We start from the raw sequence: 22,970 nt of genomic DNA on the forward strand, positions 1-22,970 counted from the left end.
GGGCGTGACGAACATTGAAGAGAAATAACGCCGGCCACGCGGGGGGGTTAAACTGTTCGCTGGTATCGAGTGTAGACACTTGTGGCAATTGGGTAAACCGCAAACTTTTCCAATTAAGAAGGGAACTTTACAAGTGTTTCGGGCGGTAATTTCGATGCGTGACAGGTAGTCAGTGCGGCGTTTCTAGACCATGGTCCAATGGTGCGGGCTAGCGCCTTTGCGCAATCATTTTCAATGATGGTCGGAGATTGTTCGGCCGGGTCTTGTCTGCGCCGCGTGCGTTCGCCGTGCATTGTTTTCTGCCTTTCTCTGGATGTTCCCTCGCATGTTTGCCCCTTTTCCTCTCGCCCCTGGGCGCCGAGTTGCCGGCCTGTTGCTGATGTGTGCCGGTGTGCACGCCCAGGCCGCCGGTTTTCTTGAAGACAGCCGTGCCAAGGTCGAAGCACGCACAGTTTATTTCAACCGGGATTTTCGTGACGGCCACAGCACTTCCAGCCAAGGTGCGTCAAAGCGGGAAGAGTGGGCACAAGGCTTCATTCTCAACGTGCAGTCGGGTTATACCCAAGGCCCGGTAGGCCTCGGTGTGGACGCATTGGGCATGTTCGGTGTCAAGCTGGACTCCAGCCCGGCGGACAGTAACAGCGGTTTGTTGCCTTCTTCTGGTCATGACCCCAGGCACGCTGCTGACCAATACGCGAAGATGGGCCTGGCCGCCAAGGTCAAGGTGTCCAATACCGTGTTCAAATACGGCTCGATGATGCCGGATGTTCCGTTGTTGAAATACAACGATGGGCGCCTGTTGCCGACGATGTTTCACGGCGCCATGCTCACTTCAGAAGAAGTGCGCGACCTGAAATTCACGCTGGCCCGCCTGAACAAATACACCGCCCGCGATTCCACCGACCGCCAGGACATTCGCGTGCATTGCAAGAACAAGCGCTATGCCTGTGATACCCAAGCCGACCACTTCGACCTGGCAGGGCTGGATTACCGGTTCAATGATCGGTTCAGCGCCCAATACCAAATGGCCAAGCTGGAAAACATCTACCGTCAGCACTTTCTCGGTCTGGTCGCCAGCCAGCCGCTTGCAGTCGGCAGCCTGTCGGCCGACCTGCGGCTGATCAAGAGCGATGACATCGGTAACGCCCGAGCAGGCCAAATCGACCATCGCGCCTTCAGTGGCATGCTCGGTTATAGCCTGGGCGGCCACAAGGTCAGTGCAGGCTGGCAGCGCATGTATGGCGAAAACGCCATGCCGTACCTCGATGGCAGCAACCCGTACCTGGTCAACTATGCGCAAGTCAATGACTTTGCCGCCGCGCAGGAACGCTCATGGCAGTTGCGTTACGACTACGACTTCAAGGCCTTGGGCGTGCCGGGCCTGACGTTCTTTACCCGCTACATCAATGGCGAGCACATCAAGGTCCCGGGCAGTAACGCCCAAGGCAAGGAATGGGAACGCGACACCGAGCTCAAATACCAGGTACAGAGCGGTACCTTCAAAGATGTCAGCGTGCGACTGCGCAATTCTACCTACCGCAGCAACTACGAAAAGTGGGCGCGCGACATGGACGAAACTCGCGTCATCGTCAGCTACAACTTCTCGATCTTCTGAGTGCGCTTTGCCAAACACCGGCGGTCGGCCGACAATGGCTGCCGGTTATTGTTCAGGGCGAAGCCATGAGAGACCTGTTGTTGATTGGTATCGGCCCAGGCGACCCGCGCCAGGTGACCTACGAGGCCGTCGATGCTCTGCGCCGCGCTACCGTCTTCTTCGTAATTGACAAAGGCTCGGACAAAGACGAGCTGATTAGTCAGCGCAAGGCCATTGTTGAACGCTACAGGCCGCAGGGCGACTACCGCTTGGTACAGGTTGCCGATCCGCGACGCGACGCTGAAGCGGCCGACTATGTGACTGCGGTCCAGGACTGGCACCGCCAGCGCGCGGCGCTGTATGCCCGGCTGATAGCCGACGAAATGAGCAGTGATGACATCGGCGCCTTTTTGCTGTGGGGCGAGCCTGGCTTGTATGACAGTACCCTGCGCATTCTGCAGTTGGTTCGTGAGCGTGGTGTGTCACTGCGCCTGCAGGTCATCCCAGGCATCAGCAGTGTGCAGGCGCTGGCGGCGCGGCATCAGGTGCCGCTGAACCGTATAGGCGAGCCATTGGTGGTTTTACCGGGGCGGCGCCTGGCGCAACAAGGGCAGATCGACAATGTGGTGGTGATGCTTGACGGGCAATGCGCATTTGCCCGGATCGACGACCCTGGGTTGGTGATCTATTGGGGGGCTTACCTGGGAACGGAGGACGAAGTGCTGATCGCCGGGCCTTTGCAGGCGGTGAAGGGGCGGATTCTACAGGTGCGCGAAGAGGCGAGGAGGCGCAAGGGGTGGATCATGGATACTTACCTGCTGCGGCGCGAGTCATGGACTTGAGCCGGCCTCTTCACGGGTAAAACCGCGAAGAGGCGCCACCGATGTCACGGCGTACCCAAAATCCCCACCACTTTATCGCGCAACTGCTCGATGCTGAACGGCTTGCCAATCATGTGCATCCCTTCGGGCACATCGAGGCTTTCGGCGTAGCCGCTGGCAAACAGCACTGGCAGCGCTGGCCGGATGGCACGGGCCTGTTTCGCCAGTTCTTCGCCGCGCATGTCCGGCAGGCCTACATCGGTCATCAGCAGGGCCAGCGCCTTGCCTGGGTCTTGAAGGATCTTTAGCGCGGCACTGGCGCAGTCCGCCTCCAGGGTCTCATAGCCCAGTTCGTCGAGCACATCGACCATCAACATACGGACGATGTCGTCATCTTCGACTACCAAGAGGTGCATTTTGTGATCCTGTACCAGAAGAATGTCTTTATTCTGTGCGCCGGCCAGCGTCAGAAGTTCCGTGAGGATACCGATCGTTGCGATTGGATGGAACGATTGCTGAAGGTAACCTTCAAATACTGGCTAAATGCCCTGTCGCGGCCAGCAAAGCTGGTTAGACTCGCTGTTAACCGGTGAGCGCGGCGGCATACAAGAACAGGCTTTATCCGCCACACCGTTCAATGGACTTTTTCGCTCGGGCGTTTTCAAATGATTCAAGCAGCCTCGATGGACCAGCAAAGCTTCCGCAAGCTGTTGAGCCGCAACATTGGCTTGCCCCTGGGGGTGGGCCTGCTCGGTGCCGTGGCTTTCGTCGCGGTGATCAACTACCTGTTGTCGGCCATGCAGTGGGTCGAGCACACCGATCGGGTGATCGGCAATGCCAACGAAGCGGTCAAGCTGTCGATCGACATGGAAACCGGCATGCGCGGGTTTCTGATCACCGGTGACGAGCGCTTCCTGGACCCTTACGAGGTCGCCAAACCGAAGATTCAGGGTAGCCTCAACAGCCTGCGCGGCATGGTCGAGGACAACCCTCAGCAGGTCGATCGCATCGACCGCTTGATCGCCCTGCAGCATGCCTGGAATGAGTTTGGCGGCGAGATGATCAACCAGCGCCGCGATGGCGGGGATTACCGACAGTCGGTCATCAACGGTCGCGGCAAACGCATCACCGACGAGATCCGCAAGGAATTCGACGACCTGATCGGCACTGAGCAGCAGCTGCGCATGGCCCGCAACGAGAAGGTCAGCAGCGTCACGGTGACCGCCATCTCAGCGTTTGTGCTATTGATCGTTGGCCTGAGCGCTTTGTTGGCTTACCTGGGCCGTCGCGACCTGATGGCGCTGTCTACCAGCTACGATGACAACCTCAAGGCTCAGCAGCGCTCGGCCGAGCGCCTGGAACACCAGGCCTGGCTGCGCAACGGTCAGACCCAGCTGGCCGAGCAGGTACTGGGGCAGCTGACCCTGCCGATGCTTGGCGAAAACATCCTGCGCTTCTTCGCCAGCTATCTGGGCAGCGTGGTCGGTGCGCTGTACGTGCGCGACGGCCATGGGCGCCTGGTGCGCGTCGCCAGCTATGGCCTGGACGCCGAGGAGCAGGGCCGCGAACAGGTGCTGGCCGCCCACGATGGCCTGCTGTCTCAGGCAGTGCGCGAAGGCCGCCTGCTGCGCCTGGATGACCTGCCCGAGGACTACTACCGCCTCAGTTCCGGCCTGGGGAGCGGCTTGCCGCGCAGTGCCTTGCTGATGCCGGCCATCGATGATGGCCAGATCAATGGCGTGATCGAGCTGGGCTTCCTGCGCCCGCTGCAGGAGCGCGACGATGAGCTGATGGAGCGGGTTGGTGGCAACCTCGGCATGTCCATCGAAAGCGCCCGCTACCGTCAACGCCTCCAGGAAGTGCTGGCCGAGACTCAGCAGCTCAACGAAGAGTTGCAGGTGCAGCAGGAAGAACTCAAGACTGCGAACGAGGAGCTTGAAGAGCAGTCCCGCGTGCTCAAGGAGTCCCAGGCCCACCTGGAGACCCAGCAAGCCGAGCTTGAGCAGACCAACGAGCAACTGTCCGAGCGTACCGATGCCCTGGACCGCAAGAACGACGAGCTGATGCAGGCCCAGCAAGAGTTGCAGGCCCGCGCCGATGAGCTGCAGCGTTCGAGCAAGTACAAGTCCGAGTTCCTCGCCAACATGTCCCACGAGTTGCGCACGCCGCTCAACAGCTCGCTGATCCTGGCCAAGCTGCTGGCGGAGAACGGCGAGGGCAACCTCAGCGCCGAACAGGTCAAGTTCGCCGAGTCCATCTATTCGGCCGGCAATGACCTGCTCAACCTGATCAACGACATTCTCGACATCGCCAAAGTCGAGGCCGGCAAGCTTGAAGTGCGCCCCGAGAGCACTCAGCTGGAGCGCCTGGTCGAGGGCCTGCGCGGCATGTTCCTGCCGCTGGCCGAGCACAAGGGCCTGGCGTTCGAGGTCAACGTCGAGCCCCATGTACCGGTGACACTGTTCACCGACCGCCAGCGCCTGGAGCAGATACTCAAGAACCTGCTGTCCAATGCGATCAAGTTCACCGACCACGGCCAGGTCAGCCTGACCATCAGCCACCAGGCAGGCACCGGCATTGTCTTTGCCGTGCGCGACTCCGGCATCGGTATCGCCGCCGACCAGCAGCAGGCGATCTTCGGTGCCTTCCACCAAGTCGATGGCAGCAGCAACCGCCGATACGGCGGCACCGGGCTGGGCCTGTCGATTTCCCGCGACCTGGCGCATTTGCTGGGTGGACAGATCAGCGTCGACAGCAACCCTGGCCAGGGTAGTGTGTTCAGCCTGACCATGCCGGAGCGCTACGAAGCCGAGGTCGAGGAGGTCGAGGCCCACAGCCTGCGCCCGGCAGTCGACACCTTGCCGCCGGCGCCCAAGGTCGCCACGGCAGCATCGCCGAAACTGCCTGCACCGACCTTCGCAGATGACCGCGAGCACGCCCCGTTCGGCAACCGCTGCATCCTGGTGATCGAGGACGAGCCGAACTTCGCCCGTATCCTCTTCGACCTGGCTCACGAACTGGGCTACAGCTGCCTGGTGGCCCAGGGCGCCGACGAGGGCTTCGCGCTGGCCGCCCAGTACATTCCCGATGCGATCCTGCTGGACATGCGCCTGCCCGACCACTCCGGCCTCACCGTGTTGCAGCGCCTGAAGGAGCTGGCTGCCACCCGGCATATCCCGGTGCACATCATATCGGTGGAAGACCGCGTCGAGGCGGCCATGCACATGGGCGCGGTGGGTTACGCGGTCAAACCGACCAGCCGCGAAGAACTCAAGGAAGTGTTCGCTCGCCTGGAAGCCAAGCTCACCCAGAAGCTCAAGCACATCCTGCTGGTGGAGGATGACGACCTTCAGCGCGAGAGCATCGCCCGCCTGATCGGCGACGATGATGTCGAGATCACCGCTGTGGCCCTGGCCCAGGACGCCCTGGCATTGCTGCGCGAGAACATCTACGACTGTATGATCATCGACCTCAAGCTGCCCGACATGCTCGGTAACGAGCTGCTCAAGCGCATGACGGCAGAAGATATCCGCTCCTTCCCACCGGTGATCGTCTATACCGGGCGCAACCTCACCCGTGAGGAAGAAGCCGAGCTGCTCAAGTATTCACGTTCGATCATCATCAAGGGTGCCCGCTCGCCGGAGCGCCTGCTCGACGAAGTGACGTTGTTCCTGCACAAAGTCGAATCGCAGCTGTCCCATGAACGCCAGCGCATGCTCAAGACCGCGCGCAGCCGTGACAAGGTGTTCGAAGGCCGCAAGGTGCTGCTGGTGGACGACGATGTGCGTAACATTTTCGCCCTCACCAGTGCCCTGGAGCACAAGGGTGCCATCGTCGAGATCGGCCGCAACGGGCGTGAGGCCATCGAACGCCTGGAGCAGCATGACGATATCGACCTGGTGCTGATGGATGTGATGATGCCGGAAATGGACGGCTTCGAGGCTACCCGCCTGATCCGCCAGCAGCCGCGCTGGCGCAAGTTGCCGATCATCGCCGTGACCGCCAAGGCGATGAAGGATGACCAGCAGCGCTGCTTGCAGGCTGGCGCCAATGATTACCTGGCCAAACCGATCGACCTGGACCGCCTGTTCTCGTTGATCCGTGTGTGGCTGCCGCAACTGGAGCGAATTTGATTAGCGAGCGCAACACCGACATCGAGATCAGGCTGCTGATCGAGGCGATCTACCTCAAGTACAGCTACGATTTTCGCAACTACTCCGGCGCGTCTATCAAGCGCCGGATCCTCCATGCCCTGCGCCAGTTCGATTGCCTGACGGTGTCGGCCCTGCAGGAGCGGGTGCTGCACGACCCGGGCATGTTCATGCAGTTGCTGCAGTTCCTGACGATCCCGGTCAGCGAGATGTTCCGCGACCCGAGCCACTTCCTTGCCCTGCGCAACGAAGTGGTGCCGCTGTTGCGCACCTGGCCGTCGATCAAGATCTGGATCGCTGGCTGCAGCACCGGCGAGGAGGTGTACTCGATGGCCATCCTGCTGCGCGAGGAAGGGCTGCTCGAGCGCACCATCCTGTATGCCACCGATATCAACCCGCGTTCACTGGACCGGGCCAAGCAGGGCATCTACTCGATGCAGAGCATGCGCGAGTACGAAGAAAACTACCGCCTGGCCGGCGGGCGCCGCGATTTTGCCGAGTACTACACCAGCGCCTACGGTAACGCCATCATGGACAGCAGCCTGCGCGACAACGTGACCTTCGCCGACCACAGCCTGGCCACAGACAGTGTGTTCTCCGAAACCCAGCTGGTGTCCTGCCGCAATGTGCTGATCTACTTCAACAAGGAGCTGCAGGACCGCGCCCTGGGGCTGTTCCATGAGTCCTTGTGTCACCGTGGCTTTCTGGTGCTGGGCAGCAAGGAATCGGTGGATTTCTCCGCTTACAGCGACCGCTTCGAGCCGCTGGTCAAGCCCGAACGGATCTTCCGGAAATCATGAAGGGCGTAAACGCGGTGGTGATCGGTGCCTCGGCGGGCGGCGTGCAGGCGCTGTTTCAGGTGCTCGGCGGCCTGCCGCCGGCATTCGTGACGCCTGTGCTGTGCGTGCTGCACCTGCCCGATGACCGTCACAGCCATCTGGCCGAAGTGCTGCAGCGGCGCCTGCACAGGCCGGTAAGCGAGGCTCGGGACAAAGAGGCCATCGCCCCTGGCCAGATCTACGTGGCGACCCCTGGTTATCACCTGTCGGTCGAGCAGGATTTGAGCCTGTCGCTGAGCCAGGAGGAACCGGTGCATTTCTCGCGCCCGGCCATTGACTTCCTGTTCATCTCGGCTGCCGATGCCTATGGCGCGGGCCTGTTGGGTGTATTGCTCACAGGCGCCAACGAGGACGGTGCCAAAGGCCTTGCCTACATCAAGAGCAGCGGCGGCCGGACCGTGGTCCAGGACCCCTGCGACGCCCAGGTGGCGCTGATGCCGGAGGCCGCATTGGCGCTCCACCAGCCCGACCTTATTCTTTCTTTGAGCGGTATCGGGCAATTGCTCGCCAACCTGGAATCCAGCGCATGCTAAGGCACATCACCGCCAAACTGCTGATCGTCGACGATCTGCCGGAAAACCTCCTGGCCCTCGACGCCCTGATTCAGGGCCAAGACCGTGAGGTGCACCAGGCTCAGTCTGCGGAAGCCGCATTGTCGTTGTTGCTGGAGCACGAATTTGCCCTGGCCATTCTCGACGTGCAAATGCCGGGCATGAACGGCTTTGAACTGGCCGAACTGATGCGCGGCACGGAAAAGACACGCAATATCCCGATCGTCTTCGTTACCGCTGCCGGGCGCGAGATGAACTACGCCTTCAAGGGCTACGAAAGCGGCGCGGTGGATTTCCTTTACAAGCCGCTCGATACCCTGGCGGTGAAGAACAAGGTCACGGTGTTCGTCGACCTGTACCGCCAGCGCAAGGTGCTCGACAGGCAGTTGCAGGCCCTTGAGCGCAGCCGCCAGGAGCAGGAGCTGCTGCTGACGCAGTTGCAGGTGGCACGCAGTGAGCTGGAGCATGCGGTACGTATGCGCGACGACTTCATGTCGATCGTAGCGCACGAGGTGCGCACGCCGCTCAATGGCCTTATCCTCGAGACCCAGCTGCGCAAGATGCACTTGGCCCGCGGCAGCCTCGAGGCGTTCAGCGCCGACAAGCTGCAGGCCATGGTCGAGCGCGACGAACGGCAGATCAATAGCCTGATCCGCCTGATCGAAGACATGCTCGATGTGTCGCGCATCCGCACCGGCAAGCTGTCGCTACGGCCTAAACTGTTCGACCTCGGCCAGCTGGTGCGTGGCCTGGTGGAAAACTTCACCGCCCAGGCCACCGCAATGGGCACGCATATCGATCTGCAGCGCTGCGATGGCCTGCAGGGTGAGTGGGACGAATTCCGCATTGAACAAGTATTGGCCAACCTGTTGTCCAACGCCTTGCGTTATGGTGAACGCCAGCCGGTCGAGGTGCGGGTATTCGAGCAGGCGGGCATGGCCTGGGTGCAAGTGCAGGATCACGGCATCGGCATCAGTGGCGTGAACCAACAAAGGATCTTCCAGCAGTTCGAGCGCGTGGCCACTCAGCAGGCCAGCGCCGGGCTGGGGTTGGGGCTGTATATCTCGGAGCAGATCGTCCAGGCCCATGGCGGGCAGATCCAGGTGCAGAGCGAAGAAGGCAAGGGCGCCACCTTTAGCCTGCAATTGCCGCTGACGCGGCTGACAGAACAAAACGACCAGGAGCGGGCAACCTCTGCCTGAGCCTGGGGTCAGATGGCCAACTGTAAGAATTTCAAGGCGTTGTTGTCATGAGTGAAGATGCACAAGATGTGGTTTTGGTGGTCGAGGATGAACCGGCAATCCGGATGATCCTGCGTGATTACCTGGCAGGTGAGGGCTATCACGTACTGGTGGCCGAGGATGGTGAACAGGCGTTCGCCATCCTGGCGAGCAAGCCGCACCTGGACCTGATGGTCACCGACTTTCGCTTGCCTGGCGGCATTTCCGGCGTCGAGATCGCCGAGCCTGCGGTGAAACTGCGACCGGATCTGAAGGTCATCTTCATCAGCGGCTACCCGGCGGAGATTCTCGAGTCAGGCAGCCCCATCGCCCGCAAGGCGCCGATCCTGGCCAAACCGTTTGACCTGGATACCTTGCACAAGCAGATCCAGGACCTGTTGCGCTGAGGCCGTGTACCGGGGCTGACTGCTCCGGCTATTGCCCCGGATGCAAGGCACAATCTCGTCATTGAGCCTTTTCACTGAAGCTCAACAGGCATATGGTGTACGCCGTCCATATTCCCTGGAGCTGTCATGTCCAATCATTTCCCTTCCGTTCGCCCCCGCCGCCTGCGCCAGAACGAGTCGCTGCGCACGATCTTCCAGGAGACGGAATTCCGCCTCGAAGACCTGATCCTGCCAATCTTCGTCGAGGAAGGCATCGACGACTTCGTGCCGATCAGCAGCATGCCGGGGGTCAACCGTATCCCTGAGAAACTGCTGGCCCAGGAAATCGAACGCTACGCTCGCGCCGGCATCAAGTCGGTGATGACCTTCGGCGTTTCGCACAACCTCGATGCCACCGGTAGCGATACCTGGAACGAAAACGGCCTGGTGGCGCGCATGGCTCGCATCTGCAAGGACAGCGTGCCGGAAATGGTGGTGATGTCCGACACCTGTTTCTGTGAGTACACCAGCCACGGCCATTGCGGCGTACTGCACGACCATGGTGTGGACAACGACGCCACCCTGGCCAACCTGGGCAGGCAGGCGGTGGTTGCTGCGGCAGCCGGTGCCGACTTCATCGCGCCGTCGGCGGCGATGGACGGTCAGGTTCAGGCAATCCGTGGTGCACTGGATGCCGCGGGCTTTCACGACACCGCGATCATGGCCTACTCCACCAAGTTCGCCTCGTCGCTCTATGGCCCGTTCCGTGAAGCCGGTGGCACCACGCTCAAGGGTGACCGCAAGAGCTACCAGATGAACCCGATGAACCGCCGCGAAGCGGTGCGCGAGTCGCTGCTCGACGAGCAGGAAGGCGCCGATGTGCTGATGGTCAAACCGGCGGGTGCCTACCAGGACGTGATCGCCGACATTCGCGCCGCGTCACGTTTGCCGCTGGCGGCTTACCAGGTCAGCGGTGAGTACGCGATGATCAAGTTCGGCGGCCTGGCCAGCGCCATCGACGAGGGGCGAGTGGTGCGTGAGAGCATTGGCGCGATCAAGCGTGCCGGCGCCGATCTGATCCTGACCTACTTCGCCATGGACCTGGCCCGCGAAGGCATCTGAGGCCAATACACGCGAGAAATCGCTGAGCGTGGAATTATTTTGTGTCCCTGTGTATCTGATGCCAAAGAGCCTCATTAACAGGGACACAGGGATGAAATCACGCAAGAAAACCGTCAAGCCGATCGGCTTGAAAGACATCACCATCGTCGACGACGCCAAGATGCGCAAGGCGATCACCGCCGCCGCGCTGGGCAATGCCATGGAGTGGTTCGACTTCGGCGTATACGGCTTCGTCGCCTATGCCCTGGGCAAGGTGTTCTTCCCCAACGCCGACCCCAGCGTGCAGATGATCGCGGCCTTGGCCACTTTCTCGGTTCCGTTCCTGATTCGCCCGTTGGGCGGGCTGTTCTTCGGCGCCCTGGGCGACAAGTTTGGCCGACAGAAGATCCTCGCCGCGACCATTGTGATCATGTCGCTCAGTACCTTCGCCATCGGCTTGATACCGTCCTATGATTCCATTGGCATCTGGGCGCCGATCCTGCTGCTGCTGGCGAAAATGGCCCAAGGCTTCTCGGTGGGTGGTGAATACACCGGCGCCTCGATCTTCGTCGCCGAATACGCACCCGACCGCAAGCGCGGCTTCCTCGGCAGCTGGCTGGACTTTGGCTCGATTGCCGGCTTCGTCCTCGGTGCCGGCGTGGTGGTGCTGATTTCCACCTTCCTGGGCGAGGAAAAATTCCTTGAATGGGGCTGGCGTCTGCCGTTCTTCCTGGCCTTGCCGCTGGGCATCATCGGCCTCTACCTGCGCCATGCGCTGGAAGAGACTCCGGCGTTCCAGCAGCATGTTGAAAAACTTGAACAGGGCGACCGCGAAGGCCTGGCCTCGGGGCCCAAGGTGTCGTTCAAGGAAGTCGCCACTAAACATTGGCGCAGCCTGGTGACGTGCATTGGCGTGGTGATCGCCACCAACGTCACGTACTACATGCTGCTTACCTACATGCCCAGCTACCTGTCGCACAACCTGCACTACAGCGAAGACCACGGTGTGCTGATCATCATCGCGATCATGGTCGGCATGCTGTTCGTGCAGCCGATCATCGGCCTGCTCAGCGACAAGTGGGGCCGCCGCCCGTTCATCATCGTCGGCAGTGTCGGGCTGTTCGCCCTGGCCATCCCGGCCTTCATGCTGATCAACAGCGGTGTGCTTGGGGTGATCTTCGCCGGCTTGCTGATCATCGCCGTGTTGCTCAACTTCTTCATCGGCGTGATGGCGTCGACCCTGCCGGCGATGTTCCCCACCCACATTCGCTACAGCGCCCTGGCCAGCGCTTTCAACATTTCGGTGCTGATCGCCGGCCTTACCCCGACCTTGGCTGCCTGGCTGGTAGAGAGCACCGGTGACCTGTACATGCCGGCGTACTACCTGATGGTGATTGCCGCCATCGGCCTGATTACCGGCCTGACCATGAAAGAAACCGCCAATAAGCCACTGCGTGGCGCTGCCCCAGCGGCCTCGGATATCGATGAGGCGCGTGAGTTGCTGCAGGAGCACCACGACAACATCGAACAGAAGATCGAAGACATCGACGAACAGATTGCCGAGCTTGAGGCCAAGCGCAAGTTGCTGGTGCAGCAACACCCGCGCATCGAGTAGGGTACAGGCCTGTTCACTCAGTAGATAAACTGTATGTCCGAAGGCTTTTCCGCGCTGCCGCCGCTCAATGGGCTACGTGTTTTCGAGGTGGTGGCGCGCCACCTCAATTTCCGCCTGGCAGCCGACGAGCTTGGGGTAACCCAGGCCGCCGTGGCGCAGCAGATCCGCGGGCTTGAAGCGAACCTGGGGATCAAGCTGTTCGAGCGCTTGCCCAGGGGCCTGAGCCTGACAGGCGCCGGCCAGCGTTACAGTGTCGATATCCGCAGCGCCTTTGCCTTGATCGGCAGCGCCACCCAGGCGTTGCGCCCGGATGCGTCGCACCTGACGGTGAGTGTCACACCGACCTTCGCGGCAAAGTGGCTGATCCCCAGGTTGTCGTCGTTTGCGCAGCAGCACCCGGACATCGATCTCCAGGTGCTGGCCACCGATCGGCTTTGCCAGTTCCGTCCAGAGGGCGTGGATATTGCCGTACGTTACGGCGTGCCACCGTTCGGGCCGGGACTGCATACCGAGCCGTTTCTGGCCCAGCGCGTGGTAGCCGTCGCCAGCCCGGCGCTGCTCGAGCAACTGGGCAAGCCCGAGGATCTGGAGCAGTTACAGCGTTACCCGTTGCTGCATGATGCCCACAACTTCTGGCCGGACTTCATCACCGAGGTATTCCACCGGCATTTGCCGCCGGGTGCGAAGAATGTGCGGTTCAACCAGACGTCACTGGCCATCGATGCAGCGATTGCCGGGCAGGGCCTTGCCCTGGCCAGCGAATTTTTCGTCCACAGCGACCTGCGCGCCGGGCGCCTGGCCCTTGCCTTTGACCAAGTGCTGGACTTGCAACAGGCGTTTTACCTGGTGTGGCCGCGTAATGCCCACCAACCGCCGGCACTGGCAACGGTGCGGGCATGGCTGCTGGCGCAGGCGATGCTTTAATACAGTAGAAAATCTATCGTTTAGTCGAAGCTTGTCTGGCTCTCTGGCAACGCAGGCCAGGTGCTAGTCTGGGCCCATTACCCATGCACACCGCAGGGTTGACCCGGAGGTTTCATGTCCAACGAAAAAGTAGCAATCGTGATCGCCGGCGGCAGCGGTATGGGCGCCGCGGCAGCCAGGCGCCTGGCTGCCGACGGCTTCAAGATCGGTATCCTGTCGTCGTCTGGCAAAGGCGAGGCGTTGGCCGAGACGCTGGGCGGGATTGGCGTGACCGGCAGCAACCAGTGCAACGACGACATCAAGCGCCTGGTCGATGCCGTAGTCGCCAAATGGGGCCGTATCGATGTGCTGGTCAACAGTGCAGGCCACGGTCCGCGCGCGCCGATCCTTGAAATCAGCGATGCAGACTGGCACCAGGGCATGGAGACCTACCTGCTCAATGTCATCCGCCCGACGCGGCTGGTCACGCCCATCATGCAGCGCCAGCAGGGTGGGGTTGTGATCAACATTTCCACCGCCTGGGCCTTTGAGCCGAACGAAATGTTCCCCACCTCGGCCGTATTCCGCGCCGGCCTGGCGGCGTTCAGCAAGATCTTCGCCGACACCTATGCTGCGGACAACATCCGCATCAACAATGTACTGCCGGGCTGGATCGACAGCCTGCCGGCCACTGACCAACGCCGTGACAGCGTGCCGCTCAAGCGCTATGGCAGCAGCGAGGAAATCGCCGCCACCGTGGCCTTCCTGGCCAGCGATGGCGCGGCATACATCACCGGGCAGAACATCAGGGTCGATGGCGGTATTACCCGCAGCATCTGATCAGGCGCGGGCCAGCGTGGCTTTGAGGGTGCGCTCCACCACATCGACCAGGACCATGGTCTGGTGGTCCACTTCGATGTTGATCAGTTCACCGGCCTGGTAGTTGGCGAAGGTCGTCTGGCGTAGGGTTTCCGGGATCAGGTTGATGGTGACCAAGGTGTCGTCCACGTCGGCGACGGTCAGGCTGCAGCCGTTGACCCCGAGATAACCGCGTGGGAACACGTATTTGGCCCACTGCGGCGGCATGCGGAAGGTGATGAAGGCGCCGGTTTCCTTGATCGACAGCTCGACGATCTCGGCGGTGGTGGCGACGTGGCCGGCCATCAGGTGGCCGCCGACTTCGGCGTTCATTTTCGCCGAGCGCTCGATGTTCACGCCTTGGCCGGCCTTGAAGCAGCGCAGGTTGGTGCGCTCCAGGGTGGCTGTCATGGCGTCGAACTTCACTTGGGTGCCGTCAATTTCGGTGACCGACAGGCAGGTGCCCTCGACACTGACGCTGGCGCCGATCTTCAGGTCGTCGAGCAGTTCCGGGGTAAGGTCGATGGTGAACTGGTTGTGGCCCGGGTAGGTGGTCACAGCAAGCAGGGGGCGGACGGCCTGGACGATGCCGGTGTACATGGAGTTGCTCCTGGGCTCGGTAAATGATGCCCGGAAACTATGCCCCTGCAGCCTTAAAAGCAAGCCGGCCGGACCGTGGGCGCCGGCAACCCGGCGCCCACAGGTGTAGCTGATACAGCCTCAGACGTGCCCGCTGCTGTTGACGATTCTCAGGCACAAGGCTTCATACGGGTCCAGGTTGATCATCAGGCGCCCATCCTCGGTCAGGTCGCCTTCGACCGTCTCGTTGATCATGTCCACCACCGTCCCGGGCGTGAAGCCGGTCAGCAGCAGCTCTTCAGCGATCACCTCCTGCCCGAAGTTCAGCGCACTGATCTGGATGCCACGCCCGGCCGGCAGCTCGTGCACCATCACCAGCAATCCCGGGCTGCTGACCTCGGGCACCAGTACCTGGCGGCTGCTGGCAATACCGTAGGCCTGGCGCACGGCGAGCAGTTTTTTAACCTTGCTGGCAAACGAATCGCTGCTTTCCAGCTGCTGGTCGAGGCTGCCGTACAGTGCGCGTGCGCGCGGCATGCCACGCACCGATGCCTCGGCCTGCGCATCGAGCCCGGCCAGGTCGTAGCCGCCACGGTGTATCCAGCGGGTATCGCCATCGGCCATCTTTTGCGCCACCGCTTCGGCCGGCAGCGGCAGGGCGCCGACCAGGTCCCAACCGGACAGTGCGACCACACCGGGCTGCATGGCGTTGTACATCACCAGCAACAGGTGCACCTTCTGGATCTGCTCGATATCCGCCGGGCCAATCTGGTCCAGGTCACGGATGCCCAGCGCCGCCGTGATCAGGCTGGCGGTGGTGCAGGAGATGCCGTTGGTGACAAAGCGCAAGTTGTAAGGGGCGTGTTCGCCCGAGAGGCGTTCGTAGATTTCCTCGCGGATATGTTCGCGCAGGATGTTGCCGGGCAGGGTCTGGCCCCGGTACAGGTACATGTCATGGGCGTGCAGGGTCCAGAAGTGCACCAGCTCGACGGTGAGTTCGTCGTGGTTCTGCAGGGCGTGAATCAACGACGCCGGGTCGATGGCGAAACCGTGCATTTCCTTGAGCATCAGGCGCAGGAACTCGGTATCGCCGGTCAGCAGCGCATGCTGGTAAGCCGGGCGGGTGATGAAGTCATAGGACAGGTCGGCGCCGCCCTTGGACATCTGCGCGATGTCGTCCAGGGTCAGGTTCAGCTCCTGGAAGCTGAACCCGCCGGCCTTGCGGATCATGCCACCGATCAGCTGGTTACCCACGATCGACAGCGGGTGGCTTTCTGACCAGGCGGTACCACTGGCGCAGGTCTCGACCCCGAGAAAACCGTTGGCATCCAGGCGTAGGCCGCGCGCGCCCAGGCAATCCAGCGCATGCAGGGCGTCGCCGATGATCATTTGCTGGGCGGCAAAGCTTGGGTCCAGCCAGTTCAGCGACGGCTGGCCATCCTTGAAGTAGTGCAGGTAGACCCAGCGCCGCGTCTTGCCATCGACACCAGTGATCGGTGGCGTTGCGCTCCAGTCGGTCTCCTTCACGCCAGGCTCGAAGAAGATCACCCGTTGCAGCTGGCCGACGATGTAGTGGTGTGCCTTGAGTTCGTCGCACTGTGCGGGCAGCAGGTTGACCGAATCACGGCCAGGGGGCACGTCCGGCAGCAGCGGCCAGTCTTCCTCGCGGATCTCGACCATGTGGTACAGCCCTGGATAGGCGCCGTAGGCCAGCTCGGCCAGGCGGAAATCGGCGCCCTTGCCGGTGTGCGAGGGGATCAGGTCGTCGATGGTCACGGCATTGTGCGCCGCCGCCATGCGGCTCATCTGCACCAGCTCCTGTTCACTGCCGTAGAGCGGGTCGATGTCGAAGCTGATGCGGTCGAAATTGCCGTCCACGCTGGGGGTGAAGTCGCGCCCGCTGACACCGCCGGACTGTTTGATGGGGCCGGTGTGAATGCCCTGCACGCCAATTTCCGACAGGCGCTTCCACAAGGCTTCGTGGCCCAGCGCGCCGAGCACCGAGCAGCCTTCAGGCGCGATGATCGCGTCGGGGTAGACCGTGAGCCATACCGACGCAATGTCGGTGGCGCGGCGTGGCTGCGTTTCGGCGTAGGGGTTCATCCACAGGCGCGATTGCCCGGAATACAGCCGGGCTCGCTCCTGCGAGGCCTTGAGCATGGAGCGTTCTTCGAGCCATTTGACGTATGACGGGTCTGGTTGGGTCATTTCGCGTCCTCTCTGCGTGGCGGCACCGGCCAAGTTATGACGACGACGGCGCCTGAACGTTCGGCTGAGGTATCAAGGCCCTTGCCATTCAGCGCCGAGCCGACAACTGCTGTGGCGCCAGGAAGGCGTCATGAAAGTAGTTGCGCAGCGCCAGCATCGCCGGGCTGAATGCCCGCTCGCGGTGCCAGGCCAGGCCCACGCTCATGGGCGTTACCGGGTCGCTGATGGTTACGGTCTCGATGCGCTTGCCTTCGAGCGACCAGGGCCGGTGCACCAGGTCCGACAGGATCGCCACGCCGCTGCCATTGGCTACCATGCTGCGCACCGCCTCGACCGAACTGGTGCGCACCCGCACGCTCGGCCGCTGGCCGGCCAGCTCCCAGTAACGCATGGCGCTCTGCTCGGCTTCGTCCACAGTCAGCAGGATGAACGGCTCACGCGCAACATCGGCCAGGCTCACCGTAGAGCGCTCGCACAGCGGATGGTGGCTGGGCAGCCACAGCCGGCGCTCGGAGTTGAACAGGGTTTCGGACACGATATCCGGGTGGGTGAGGTTGGCGGTGAGCACCACCGCCATGTCGAAGCGGCCTTCCAGCAGGCCTTGTTCGATGGCGCTGCGCTCCTGCTCGTGGACCTGGAGGTTTACGTCCGGGTGCCAGTGTTCCAGGCGTTGCAAGTGGTGCGGCAGGAAATAGCCGATCACCGTGTAGCTCGCCGCCAGGCGCAGCAGGCCGCTGGCGCGCACGTCCGGCAGCGGGCTGTTGAGTGCGTCATCGACACTGCGCAGGATCACATAGGCGCGGTTGAGAAAATGCCGGCCCGCATCGGTCAGGCTCATGCCTTGCGCCGAGCGCTGGAACAACAACACCCCTAGCATTGCCTCCAGTTCCTTGATCGCGGTGGTGACCGCCGATTGGGAAATGTTGAGGTGGATGGCGGCCTGGGAAATCTGGCCGATCTCGGCGGTGGCGACGAAGTAGCGAACCTGGCGCAAGGTCAGTGACACGGGAGACTCCTGGGTATCTGTTTTTCAGAAGACACCCTATCTGTTTATAGATCTTCCCAAGGGGGTTGTGGAGAATCTAACGTGACCTTCACACCGTCACAAGCACCGGGAGCGTAGGCATGCAGGCAGTAGACTTCAATTCTGACATGGGCGAGGGCTTCGGCCCGTGGACCATCGGCGACGGCGTCGACAACGAACTGATGGCCTTCATCAGTTCGGCCAACATCGCCACCGGCTTTCATGCCGGCGACCCTGGCACCATGCGTCGCACCGTCGAACGGGCCAAGGCGCTGGGCGTGGCGGTAGGCGCTCACCCGGGTTTTCGTGACCTGGTCGGGTTTGGCCGCCGGCACATCAACGCACCGGCTCAGGAGCTGGTCGACGACATGCTGTACCAGTTGGGTGCGCTGCGTGAAATTGCCCGTGCGCAGGGCGTGAAACTGCAACACATCAAGCCCCATGGTGCCCTTTACATGCACCTGGCCCGTGATGAGGAAGCCGCCCGGTTGCTGGTGCAGAACCTGCAGGTGATCGAGCCGCAGCTTTTGCTGTACTGCATGCCTGGCTCGGTGATCTGCCGGGTTGCGCAGGCACTCGGCCAGCCGGTGGTGCGTGAGTTCTATGCTGACCGTGAGTACGACCAGAGCGGTTCCATCGTGTTTACCCGCAATGTGCGTGGCCATCAGCCGCAGGCGGTCGCCGAGCGCGTGCTGCGAGCTTGCCGCGAGGGCGTGGTCCGTACGGTCGAGGGCCAGGACCTGGCCATCGAATTCGACTCGATCTGCCTGCACAGTGATACCCCCGGCGCGCTCGACCTGGTCGAAGCCACACGCGCGGCGCTGGACGCCGCCGGCATTGAGGTGCGCACGCCCCGTTGAGGTTCAAGGCACCCGGTGCTCAGACACCGGTGCCGCTGCACTGCATTGTTTTTGCCTGCCTTACGATAAAGATTCCAAAAAAGGAGCAGACATGGCCGAGCCGCTTGCCAGTACCCCGATCCGCTACAGCTTTGGTGCCGACGAGCACCTGTTTGCCGAGGTCAGCGACAGTATGTCGCTCGAGGCGTTCTTCAAGGGCATGGCCGTCACCCGGGCGGTGGAGCGCCTGGCGCTGGAGGGCGTGCTGGACATCTGCCTGGCCAATGCCTCGTTCCAGATCCGCTTCGACCCCGACCGCATCGCCCCCGACGTGCTGCTTGCAGCGGTGCGCGGTGCAGAGGCCGAGGCGGTCGCCGAACGCGCGTTGCACACCCGGATCATCGAGATCCCGGTGCTGTACAACGACCCCTGGACCCATGAAACCCTCATGCGCTTTCGCGACCGCCACCAGGACCCGAACAGTACCGACCTCGAATACGCGGCGCGCATCAATGGCCTGGCCGATGTCGATGCCTTCATCGCCGCGCACAGTGGCGCGCCTTGGTTCGTGTCGATGGTCGGCTTTGTCGCCGGCCTGCCGTTCATGTTCCAGATGGTCGAGCGCGAGCGTCAGTTGCAGGTGCCCAAGTACCTGCGCCCACGCACCGACACGCCGAAGCTGACCCTGGGCCACGGCGGTTGTTTCGGCTGCATCTATTCGGTGCGCGGGGCAGGGGGCTACCAGATGTTCGGCGTTACCCCGGCGCCGATCTACGACCCGCAGCAAGGCCTGAACTACCTGAAGGAGCACATGGTGTTCTTCCGCCCAGGGGACATCGTGCAGTTCAAACCCATCGACCGTCAGGCCTACGACCAAGCGGTGGCGGATGTCGAGGACGGCCGTTTCGACCTGCGCATTCGCCCGGTAGAGTTTTCCCTCGATGCTTTCCTGGCCGACCCGGTCGGCTATCCCAAGTCCTTGCAGGAGGTGCTGGCATGATCAAGGTACTCAAACCTGGCCTGGCAACCTCGGTGCAGGACCTGGGCCGTGAAGGCTATTACCACCTGGGTATCCCACCCTCCGGTGCGCTTGATCAATATGCGTTGCGCGCCGCCAATCAGCTGGTCGGCAATCCGGCGGGTACCGCTGGCCTTGAATGTGCGCTGGTGGGGCCGGAACTGGAGTTTCTGCAGGATGCCGTGGTGGCGGTGTGTGGCGCACAGATGCCGGTGCTGCTCGATGGCCGCGCACAGCGCCCTGACACTTCGTTTGCAGTCAGGGCAGGCCAGGTGCTGCGCTTCGCCTTCCCCACAGCCGGGGCACGTGCCTACCTGGCAGTTGCGGGCGGCATTGATGTGCCAGAAGTGCTGGGTAGCCGGTCCACTTACGCCCTGGGCGCGCTGGGCGGTTTTCACGGTCGCAAGCTGCTGGCAGGCGATGTATTGCCGGTCGGTGTGCCCAGCGCCAAAGCCCGTGCCGGAGCCAGTTTGCCAATGGCGCTGCGCCAGGCACTGGGTGGGGAAGTGGTGTTGCGCGTGGTGCCGGGGCTGTACTTCCACCGCCTGACTGATGCTGCGGCGAAAAGCTTTTTCACCGATGCCTGGACGGTGGGCTCCGAGGCCGACCGCATCGGCTACCGTTACAAGGGCGGCAACGCACTGGGTTTCCAGCCGCGAGAGCAGCCATTCGGCGCAGGTTCGGACCCGTCCAATATCGTCGACAGCTGCTACCCGATCGGCTCGATACAAGTGCCAGCCGGGCTGGAACCGATCATTCTGCACCGCGATGCAGTGTCCGGTGGTGGGTACGCCATGATCGGCACGGTGATCAGTGCCGACCTGGACCTGATCGGGCAGATGCAGCCGAACCAGCAGGCGCGGTTCTTGCCGGTGAGCATGGAGGATGCGCTTGAGGCGCGGCGGTCCTACAAGAAGAGGCTGGGGTATCTGAGCAAATTGTTCGGCTGATTGGTGGGGGCCTGTACCGGCGTCTTCGCGGGTTGTGCTGCGAAGCGACCGGTACAGGCTGGCAACCCGTCAGGTCAGAAGCTGTACTTGGCCGTCAGCATCATGTTGCGCGGCGCGCCCCAGGTGTCGCCGGCATAGTTGACCGAGGTGGCCACGGCCGAGTAGTACTTGCGGTCGAACACGTTGTTGGCGTTGAGCTGCAGGTCGAGGTGCTTGTTGACCTGGTAGCCGGCCATCAGGTCGGTGACCGCGTACGACCCCTGGACCAAGCGGTACTCGCTGCCATCGGCAACGGTGAAGTCGTTGTAGATGCGGCTCTGCCAGGAGATGTTGCCACCGATGCGCAGCTTCTCAAGCGGGCCCTCGAAGCGGTAGGTGGTGGTCAGCTTGAACAGGTGCTCGGGGGTATCGGTGTCGAAGCGCTGGTTGACGTTGCCTGGGTTGGCGGCGTCCTTCAGGGTGTGGACGCGGGCATAAGTGTAGCCGGCACCCACCTGCCAGTTGCGGGTCAGCGCACCTTGCAGCTCCATGTCGATACCTTGGCTGCGCACCTCGCCAGAGGCGACGTAGCAGTTGGTCGGGTCGCTGCAGCCGGCCAGGTCGGTCTGCGAAACGCCACGGTTTTCCTGGTCGATACGGAACAGCGCCACGCTGGCATTGAGGGCGCCATCGAAGTACTCGCCCTTGACGCCGATTTCATAGTTCTTGCCCTCGACCGGCTTGAGCGGGCTGCCGGAAGCGTCCTTGTACTCCTGCGGGTTGAAGATGTCGCTGTAGCTGACATACACCGAGTGATGATCGTCCAGGTCGTAGATCAGGCCCGCGTAGCGAGTGACGTTGCGCGTGACTTTGTAATCGGCGCTGGCACTTTCCTTGTTGTCATAGTCATACCAGTCCAGGCGGCCGCCCAGGATCAGCTTCAGCGGATCGGCCAGGCTCAGCCGGGTGGTCATGTACACGCCCTCCTGGGTGGTGACTTCGCGTACGTTGTTGGTGTGCACGAAGTTCGGCTTACCGCCATCGATCGGCCAGTTGGTGTCGTATGGGCTGTAGTTGCGTGTGTCCATGTCGTAGATGCGCTTGCTGGCGCCCACCACCAACTCATGGGTGCGGCCGAAGGCTTGGAACGGGCCGCTGACGAAGCCGTCAAGGCCGGCCTGGTTTTCCTGGTGCTTGGACTGGTAAGCGGTGCGGGACAACGGCTCATTGAGCCCGGCCCAGCGCGACTGGTAGGAGCCGGTGAAGGTGCCGTCCTGTTGGGAATAGTTGGCGTTGACCTGAAGTTTCCAGTCATTGGCCAGGCGCTGCTGCACTTCGGCGAATACGGTGTTGATCTCCTGATCCTTGTTTTCCCAGTCACTGCCTGGGTTGTAGGAACGCGAGAAGTCCATGTGGTGGCCGTTCAGGGCGGTTGGCATGGCGCCCCAGAAGTTGTTGGTCTGGTCTTTCTGGTGAGAGAAGCCGAGGGTCAGTGTGGTGTCTTCGGACAGATCCGCCTCGGTGATTGCATAGAACAGGCCGTGGTCTTCTTCGACATCATCGATGTAGCTGTTGGCTCCCCGGTATGACGTCACCACGCGGCCGCGCAGTGTGCCACTGTCGTTGAGCGGGCTGGAGGCATCGATTTCGCCGCGGTAGTCGTCCCAGCTGCCAGCGGCGCCGGTCAGGGTGACCTTCTGTTCGGCCAGCGGACGCTTGCGTACCAGGTTGATGGCCGCCGAAGGGTTGCCGGAGCCGGTGATCAGGCCGGTCGCACCGCGGACGATCTCGACGCGGTCGAACATGGCCAGGTTAGGCTGGGCACCTACGGTATACGGCTTGTAACCGCTCGGAATGCCGTCGTACATCAGGTTGTCGATGTCAAAGCCACGCGAGATGTAGTTTTGCCGACCTGGACCGCCGGAATAGTCAAGGAACAGCCCTGGCGTGGCCTTGACCACGTCGTTGATGCTGGTCATCGCCTGGTCGTCCATGCGCTGACGGGTAATCACGGTCACCGCCTGCGGCGTTTCACGCAGGCTCAATGGCAGCTTGGTGGCGGTGGCCATGGAACCTGTGGTGTAGGACTGCGAACCCTCGGTGGTGCTGCCCAGCCGATCGGAGCTGATCTCGGTGGCGCCCAACACCAGCGTGGTGGGCTGGTCGTCTTCGGCCAGGGCCGGTGTGACGATGGCCATGCACACGGCCATGGCGAGCAGGTTGCGGGCAGGGAGATGGCGCGAGGGCGCGAGTGGCGACGGCATTGGGGGTGGGTTCCTGTACATTGTTAAACGTTATTGAAAGCGTGTATGAGAACGATTAACAATAAGTTTG

At 62.1% G+C, this 22,970-nt stretch carries 19 protein-coding genes; 14 read left to right on the top strand and 5 right to left on the bottom strand.

The features are described from left to right. The first annotated feature begins 325 nt into the window (after positions 1-325). Positions 326-1,615 (top strand): OprD family porin, encoded by a 1,290-nt coding sequence (locus ACW4TB_RS03155; RefSeq protein WP_279932049.1) that lies wholly within the window; start codon positions 326-328, stop codon positions 1,613-1,615. 65 nt (positions 1,616-1,680) lie between these two features. Beyond that, on the top strand, positions 1,681-2,436 hold the full coding sequence (gene cobF, locus ACW4TB_RS03160; protein WP_279932048.1) for a precorrin-6A synthase (deacetylating): 756 nt from the start codon (positions 1,681-1,683) through the stop codon (positions 2,434-2,436). A gap of 44 nt (positions 2,437-2,480) precedes the next feature. Here cobF and ACW4TB_RS03165 read toward each other — a convergent pair whose 3' ends face one another. Further along, complete coding sequence (locus tag ACW4TB_RS03165) at positions 2,481-2,831, bottom strand: response regulator (RefSeq protein WP_012313994.1); 351 nt, start codon at positions 2,829-2,831, stop codon at positions 2,481-2,483. Positions 2,832-3,080: 249 nt separating this feature from the next. On the opposite strand from ACW4TB_RS03165, the gene ACW4TB_RS03170 reads away from it, so the two are divergent. The 9 genes from ACW4TB_RS03170 (at position 3,081) to ACW4TB_RS03210 (ending at position 14,021) form a co-directional block, all read left to right on the top strand. Next, a complete protein-coding gene (locus tag ACW4TB_RS03170) occupies positions 3,081-6,548 on the top strand; it encodes a response regulator (RefSeq protein ID WP_279932047.1) in 3,468 nt (1,155 codons plus the stop codon). Continuing rightward, positions 6,545-7,366 carry a CheR family methyltransferase gene (locus ACW4TB_RS03175; RefSeq protein WP_012313996.1) on the top strand — a complete coding sequence of 274 codons (822 nt, stop codon included), beginning with the start codon at positions 6,545-6,547 and terminating at the stop codon, positions 7,364-7,366. The genes ACW4TB_RS03170 and ACW4TB_RS03175 overlap by 4 nt, the downstream gene beginning before the upstream one ends. Beyond that, positions 7,363-7,938 (top strand): chemotaxis protein CheB, encoded by a 576-nt coding sequence (locus tag ACW4TB_RS03180; RefSeq protein WP_012313997.1) that lies wholly within the window; start codon positions 7,363-7,365, stop codon positions 7,936-7,938. The genes ACW4TB_RS03175 and ACW4TB_RS03180 overlap by 4 nt, the downstream gene beginning before the upstream one ends. Next, a complete protein-coding gene (locus ACW4TB_RS03185; protein ID WP_279932043.1) occupies positions 7,932-9,158 on the top strand; it encodes a hybrid sensor histidine kinase/response regulator in 1,227 nt (408 codons plus the stop codon). The genes ACW4TB_RS03180 and ACW4TB_RS03185 overlap by 7 nt, the downstream gene beginning before the upstream one ends. Positions 9,159-9,205: 47 nt before the next feature. Beyond that, positions 9,206-9,583, top strand: coding sequence for a response regulator (locus ACW4TB_RS03190; RefSeq protein WP_012313999.1), 378 nt, complete (start codon positions 9,206-9,208; stop codon positions 9,581-9,583). A 126-nt stretch (positions 9,584-9,709) separates the two neighbouring features. After that, a complete protein-coding gene (gene hemB, locus ACW4TB_RS03195) occupies positions 9,710-10,684 on the top strand; it encodes a porphobilinogen synthase (RefSeq protein ID WP_455828224.1) in 975 nt (324 codons plus the stop codon). A gap of 91 nt (positions 10,685-10,775) precedes the next feature. Next, positions 10,776-12,278: a glycine betaine/L-proline transporter ProP gene (gene proP, locus ACW4TB_RS03200; protein ID WP_012314001.1), complete on the top strand. Its 1,503-nt coding sequence runs from the start codon at positions 10,776-10,778 to the stop codon at positions 12,276-12,278. Positions 12,279-12,311: 33 nt separating this feature from the next. Further along, complete coding sequence (gcvA, locus tag ACW4TB_RS03205) at positions 12,312-13,202, top strand: transcriptional regulator GcvA (protein WP_279932040.1); 891 nt, start codon at positions 12,312-12,314, stop codon at positions 13,200-13,202. Between the two features lie 114 nt (positions 13,203-13,316). Continuing rightward, positions 13,317-14,021: an SDR family oxidoreductase gene (locus ACW4TB_RS03210; RefSeq protein WP_279932038.1), complete on the top strand. Its 705-nt coding sequence runs from the start codon at positions 13,317-13,319 to the stop codon at positions 14,019-14,021. Here the strand turns inward: ACW4TB_RS03210 and ACW4TB_RS03215 are convergent, their stop codons facing one another. The 3 genes from ACW4TB_RS03215 to ACW4TB_RS03225 all read right to left on the bottom strand — a co-directional run bounded on the left by ACW4TB_RS03215 (position 14,022) and on the right by ACW4TB_RS03225 (position 17,832). Then, complete coding sequence (locus ACW4TB_RS03215) at positions 14,022-14,639, bottom strand: riboflavin synthase subunit alpha (protein ID WP_254467586.1); 618 nt, start codon at positions 14,637-14,639, stop codon at positions 14,022-14,024. A 120-nt stretch (positions 14,640-14,759) separates the two neighbouring features. Further along, entirely contained in the window at positions 14,760-16,826 is a 2,067-nt protein-coding gene (treS, locus tag ACW4TB_RS03220; RefSeq protein ID WP_279932036.1) for a maltose alpha-D-glucosyltransferase, read from the bottom strand. A gap of 88 nt (positions 16,827-16,914) precedes the next feature. Continuing rightward, positions 16,915-17,832 (bottom strand): LysR family transcriptional regulator, encoded by a 918-nt coding sequence (locus ACW4TB_RS03225; RefSeq protein WP_012314006.1) that lies wholly within the window; start codon positions 17,830-17,832, stop codon positions 16,915-16,917. 119 nt (positions 17,833-17,951) lie between these two features. Between ACW4TB_RS03225 and ACW4TB_RS03230 the strand changes: the two genes are divergently transcribed. From ACW4TB_RS03230 to ACW4TB_RS03240, 3 genes are all read left to right on the top strand, one after another. After that, complete coding sequence (locus ACW4TB_RS03230) at positions 17,952-18,710, top strand: 5-oxoprolinase subunit PxpA (RefSeq protein ID WP_012314007.1); 759 nt, start codon at positions 17,952-17,954, stop codon at positions 18,708-18,710. Positions 18,711-18,801: 91 nt separating this feature from the next. Beyond that, on the top strand, positions 18,802-19,689 hold the full coding sequence (locus tag ACW4TB_RS03235; protein ID WP_012314008.1) for a 5-oxoprolinase subunit B family protein: 888 nt from the start codon (positions 18,802-18,804) through the stop codon (positions 19,687-19,689). Next, a complete protein-coding gene (locus tag ACW4TB_RS03240; RefSeq protein ID WP_279932033.1) occupies positions 19,686-20,657 on the top strand; it encodes a 5-oxoprolinase subunit C family protein in 972 nt (323 codons plus the stop codon). Before ACW4TB_RS03235 ends, ACW4TB_RS03240 begins: the two co-directional genes overlap by 4 nt. Positions 20,658-20,731: 74 nt before the next feature. Here the strand turns inward: ACW4TB_RS03240 and ACW4TB_RS03245 are convergent, their stop codons facing one another. Then, on the bottom strand, positions 20,732-22,900 hold the full coding sequence (locus ACW4TB_RS03245; RefSeq protein ID WP_279932031.1) for a TonB-dependent siderophore receptor: 2,169 nt from the start codon (positions 22,898-22,900) through the stop codon (positions 20,732-20,734). Positions 22,901-22,970: the final 70 nt, after the last annotated feature.

This window comes from Lelliottia jeotgali, from assembly GCF_977070485.1.

Excerpts from the sequence above, each read along its gene's own strand:
- hemB (WP_455828224.1), top strand. The coding sequence starts at position 9,710 with ATGTCCAATCATTTCCCTTCCGTTCGCCCCCGCCGCCTGCGCCAGAAC.
- proP (WP_012314001.1), top strand. The coding sequence starts at position 10,776 with ATGAAATCACGCAAGAAAACCGTCAAGCCGATCGGCTTGAAAGACATC.
- ACW4TB_RS03165 (WP_012313994.1), bottom strand. The coding sequence starts at position 2,831 with ATGCACCTCTTGGTAGTCGAAGATGACGACATCGTCCGTATGTTGATG.
- ACW4TB_RS03235 (WP_012314008.1), top strand. The coding sequence starts at position 18,802 with ATGGCCGAGCCGCTTGCCAGTACCCCGATCCGCTACAGCTTTGGTGCC.
- ACW4TB_RS03240 (WP_279932033.1), top strand. The coding sequence starts at position 19,686 with ATGATCAAGGTACTCAAACCTGGCCTGGCAACCTCGGTGCAGGACCTG.
- ACW4TB_RS03230 (WP_012314007.1), top strand. The coding sequence starts at position 17,952 with ATGCAGGCAGTAGACTTCAATTCTGACATGGGCGAGGGCTTCGGCCCG.
- ACW4TB_RS03210 (WP_279932038.1), top strand. The coding sequence starts at position 13,317 with ATGTCCAACGAAAAAGTAGCAATCGTGATCGCCGGCGGCAGCGGTATG.
- ACW4TB_RS03190 (WP_012313999.1), top strand. The coding sequence starts at position 9,206 with ATGAGTGAAGATGCACAAGATGTGGTTTTGGTGGTCGAGGATGAACCG.
- ACW4TB_RS03185 (WP_279932043.1), top strand. The coding sequence starts at position 7,932 with ATGCTAAGGCACATCACCGCCAAACTGCTGATCGTCGACGATCTGCCG.
- ACW4TB_RS03215 (WP_254467586.1), bottom strand. The coding sequence starts at position 14,639 with ATGTACACCGGCATCGTCCAGGCCGTCCGCCCCCTGCTTGCTGTGACC.
- gcvA (WP_279932040.1), top strand. The coding sequence starts at position 12,312 with ATGTCCGAAGGCTTTTCCGCGCTGCCGCCGCTCAATGGGCTACGTGTT.
- cobF (WP_279932048.1), top strand. The coding sequence starts at position 1,681 with ATGAGAGACCTGTTGTTGATTGGTATCGGCCCAGGCGACCCGCGCCAG.
- ACW4TB_RS03245 (WP_279932031.1), bottom strand. The coding sequence starts at position 22,900 with ATGCCGTCGCCACTCGCGCCCTCGCGCCATCTCCCTGCCCGCAACCTG.
- treS (WP_279932036.1), bottom strand. The coding sequence starts at position 16,826 with ATGACCCAACCAGACCCGTCATACGTCAAATGGCTCGAAGAACGCTCC.
- ACW4TB_RS03180 (WP_012313997.1), top strand. The coding sequence starts at position 7,363 with ATGAAGGGCGTAAACGCGGTGGTGATCGGTGCCTCGGCGGGCGGCGTG.
- ACW4TB_RS03155 (WP_279932049.1), top strand. The coding sequence starts at position 326 with ATGTTTGCCCCTTTTCCTCTCGCCCCTGGGCGCCGAGTTGCCGGCCTG.
- ACW4TB_RS03170 (WP_279932047.1), top strand. The coding sequence starts at position 3,081 with ATGATTCAAGCAGCCTCGATGGACCAGCAAAGCTTCCGCAAGCTGTTG.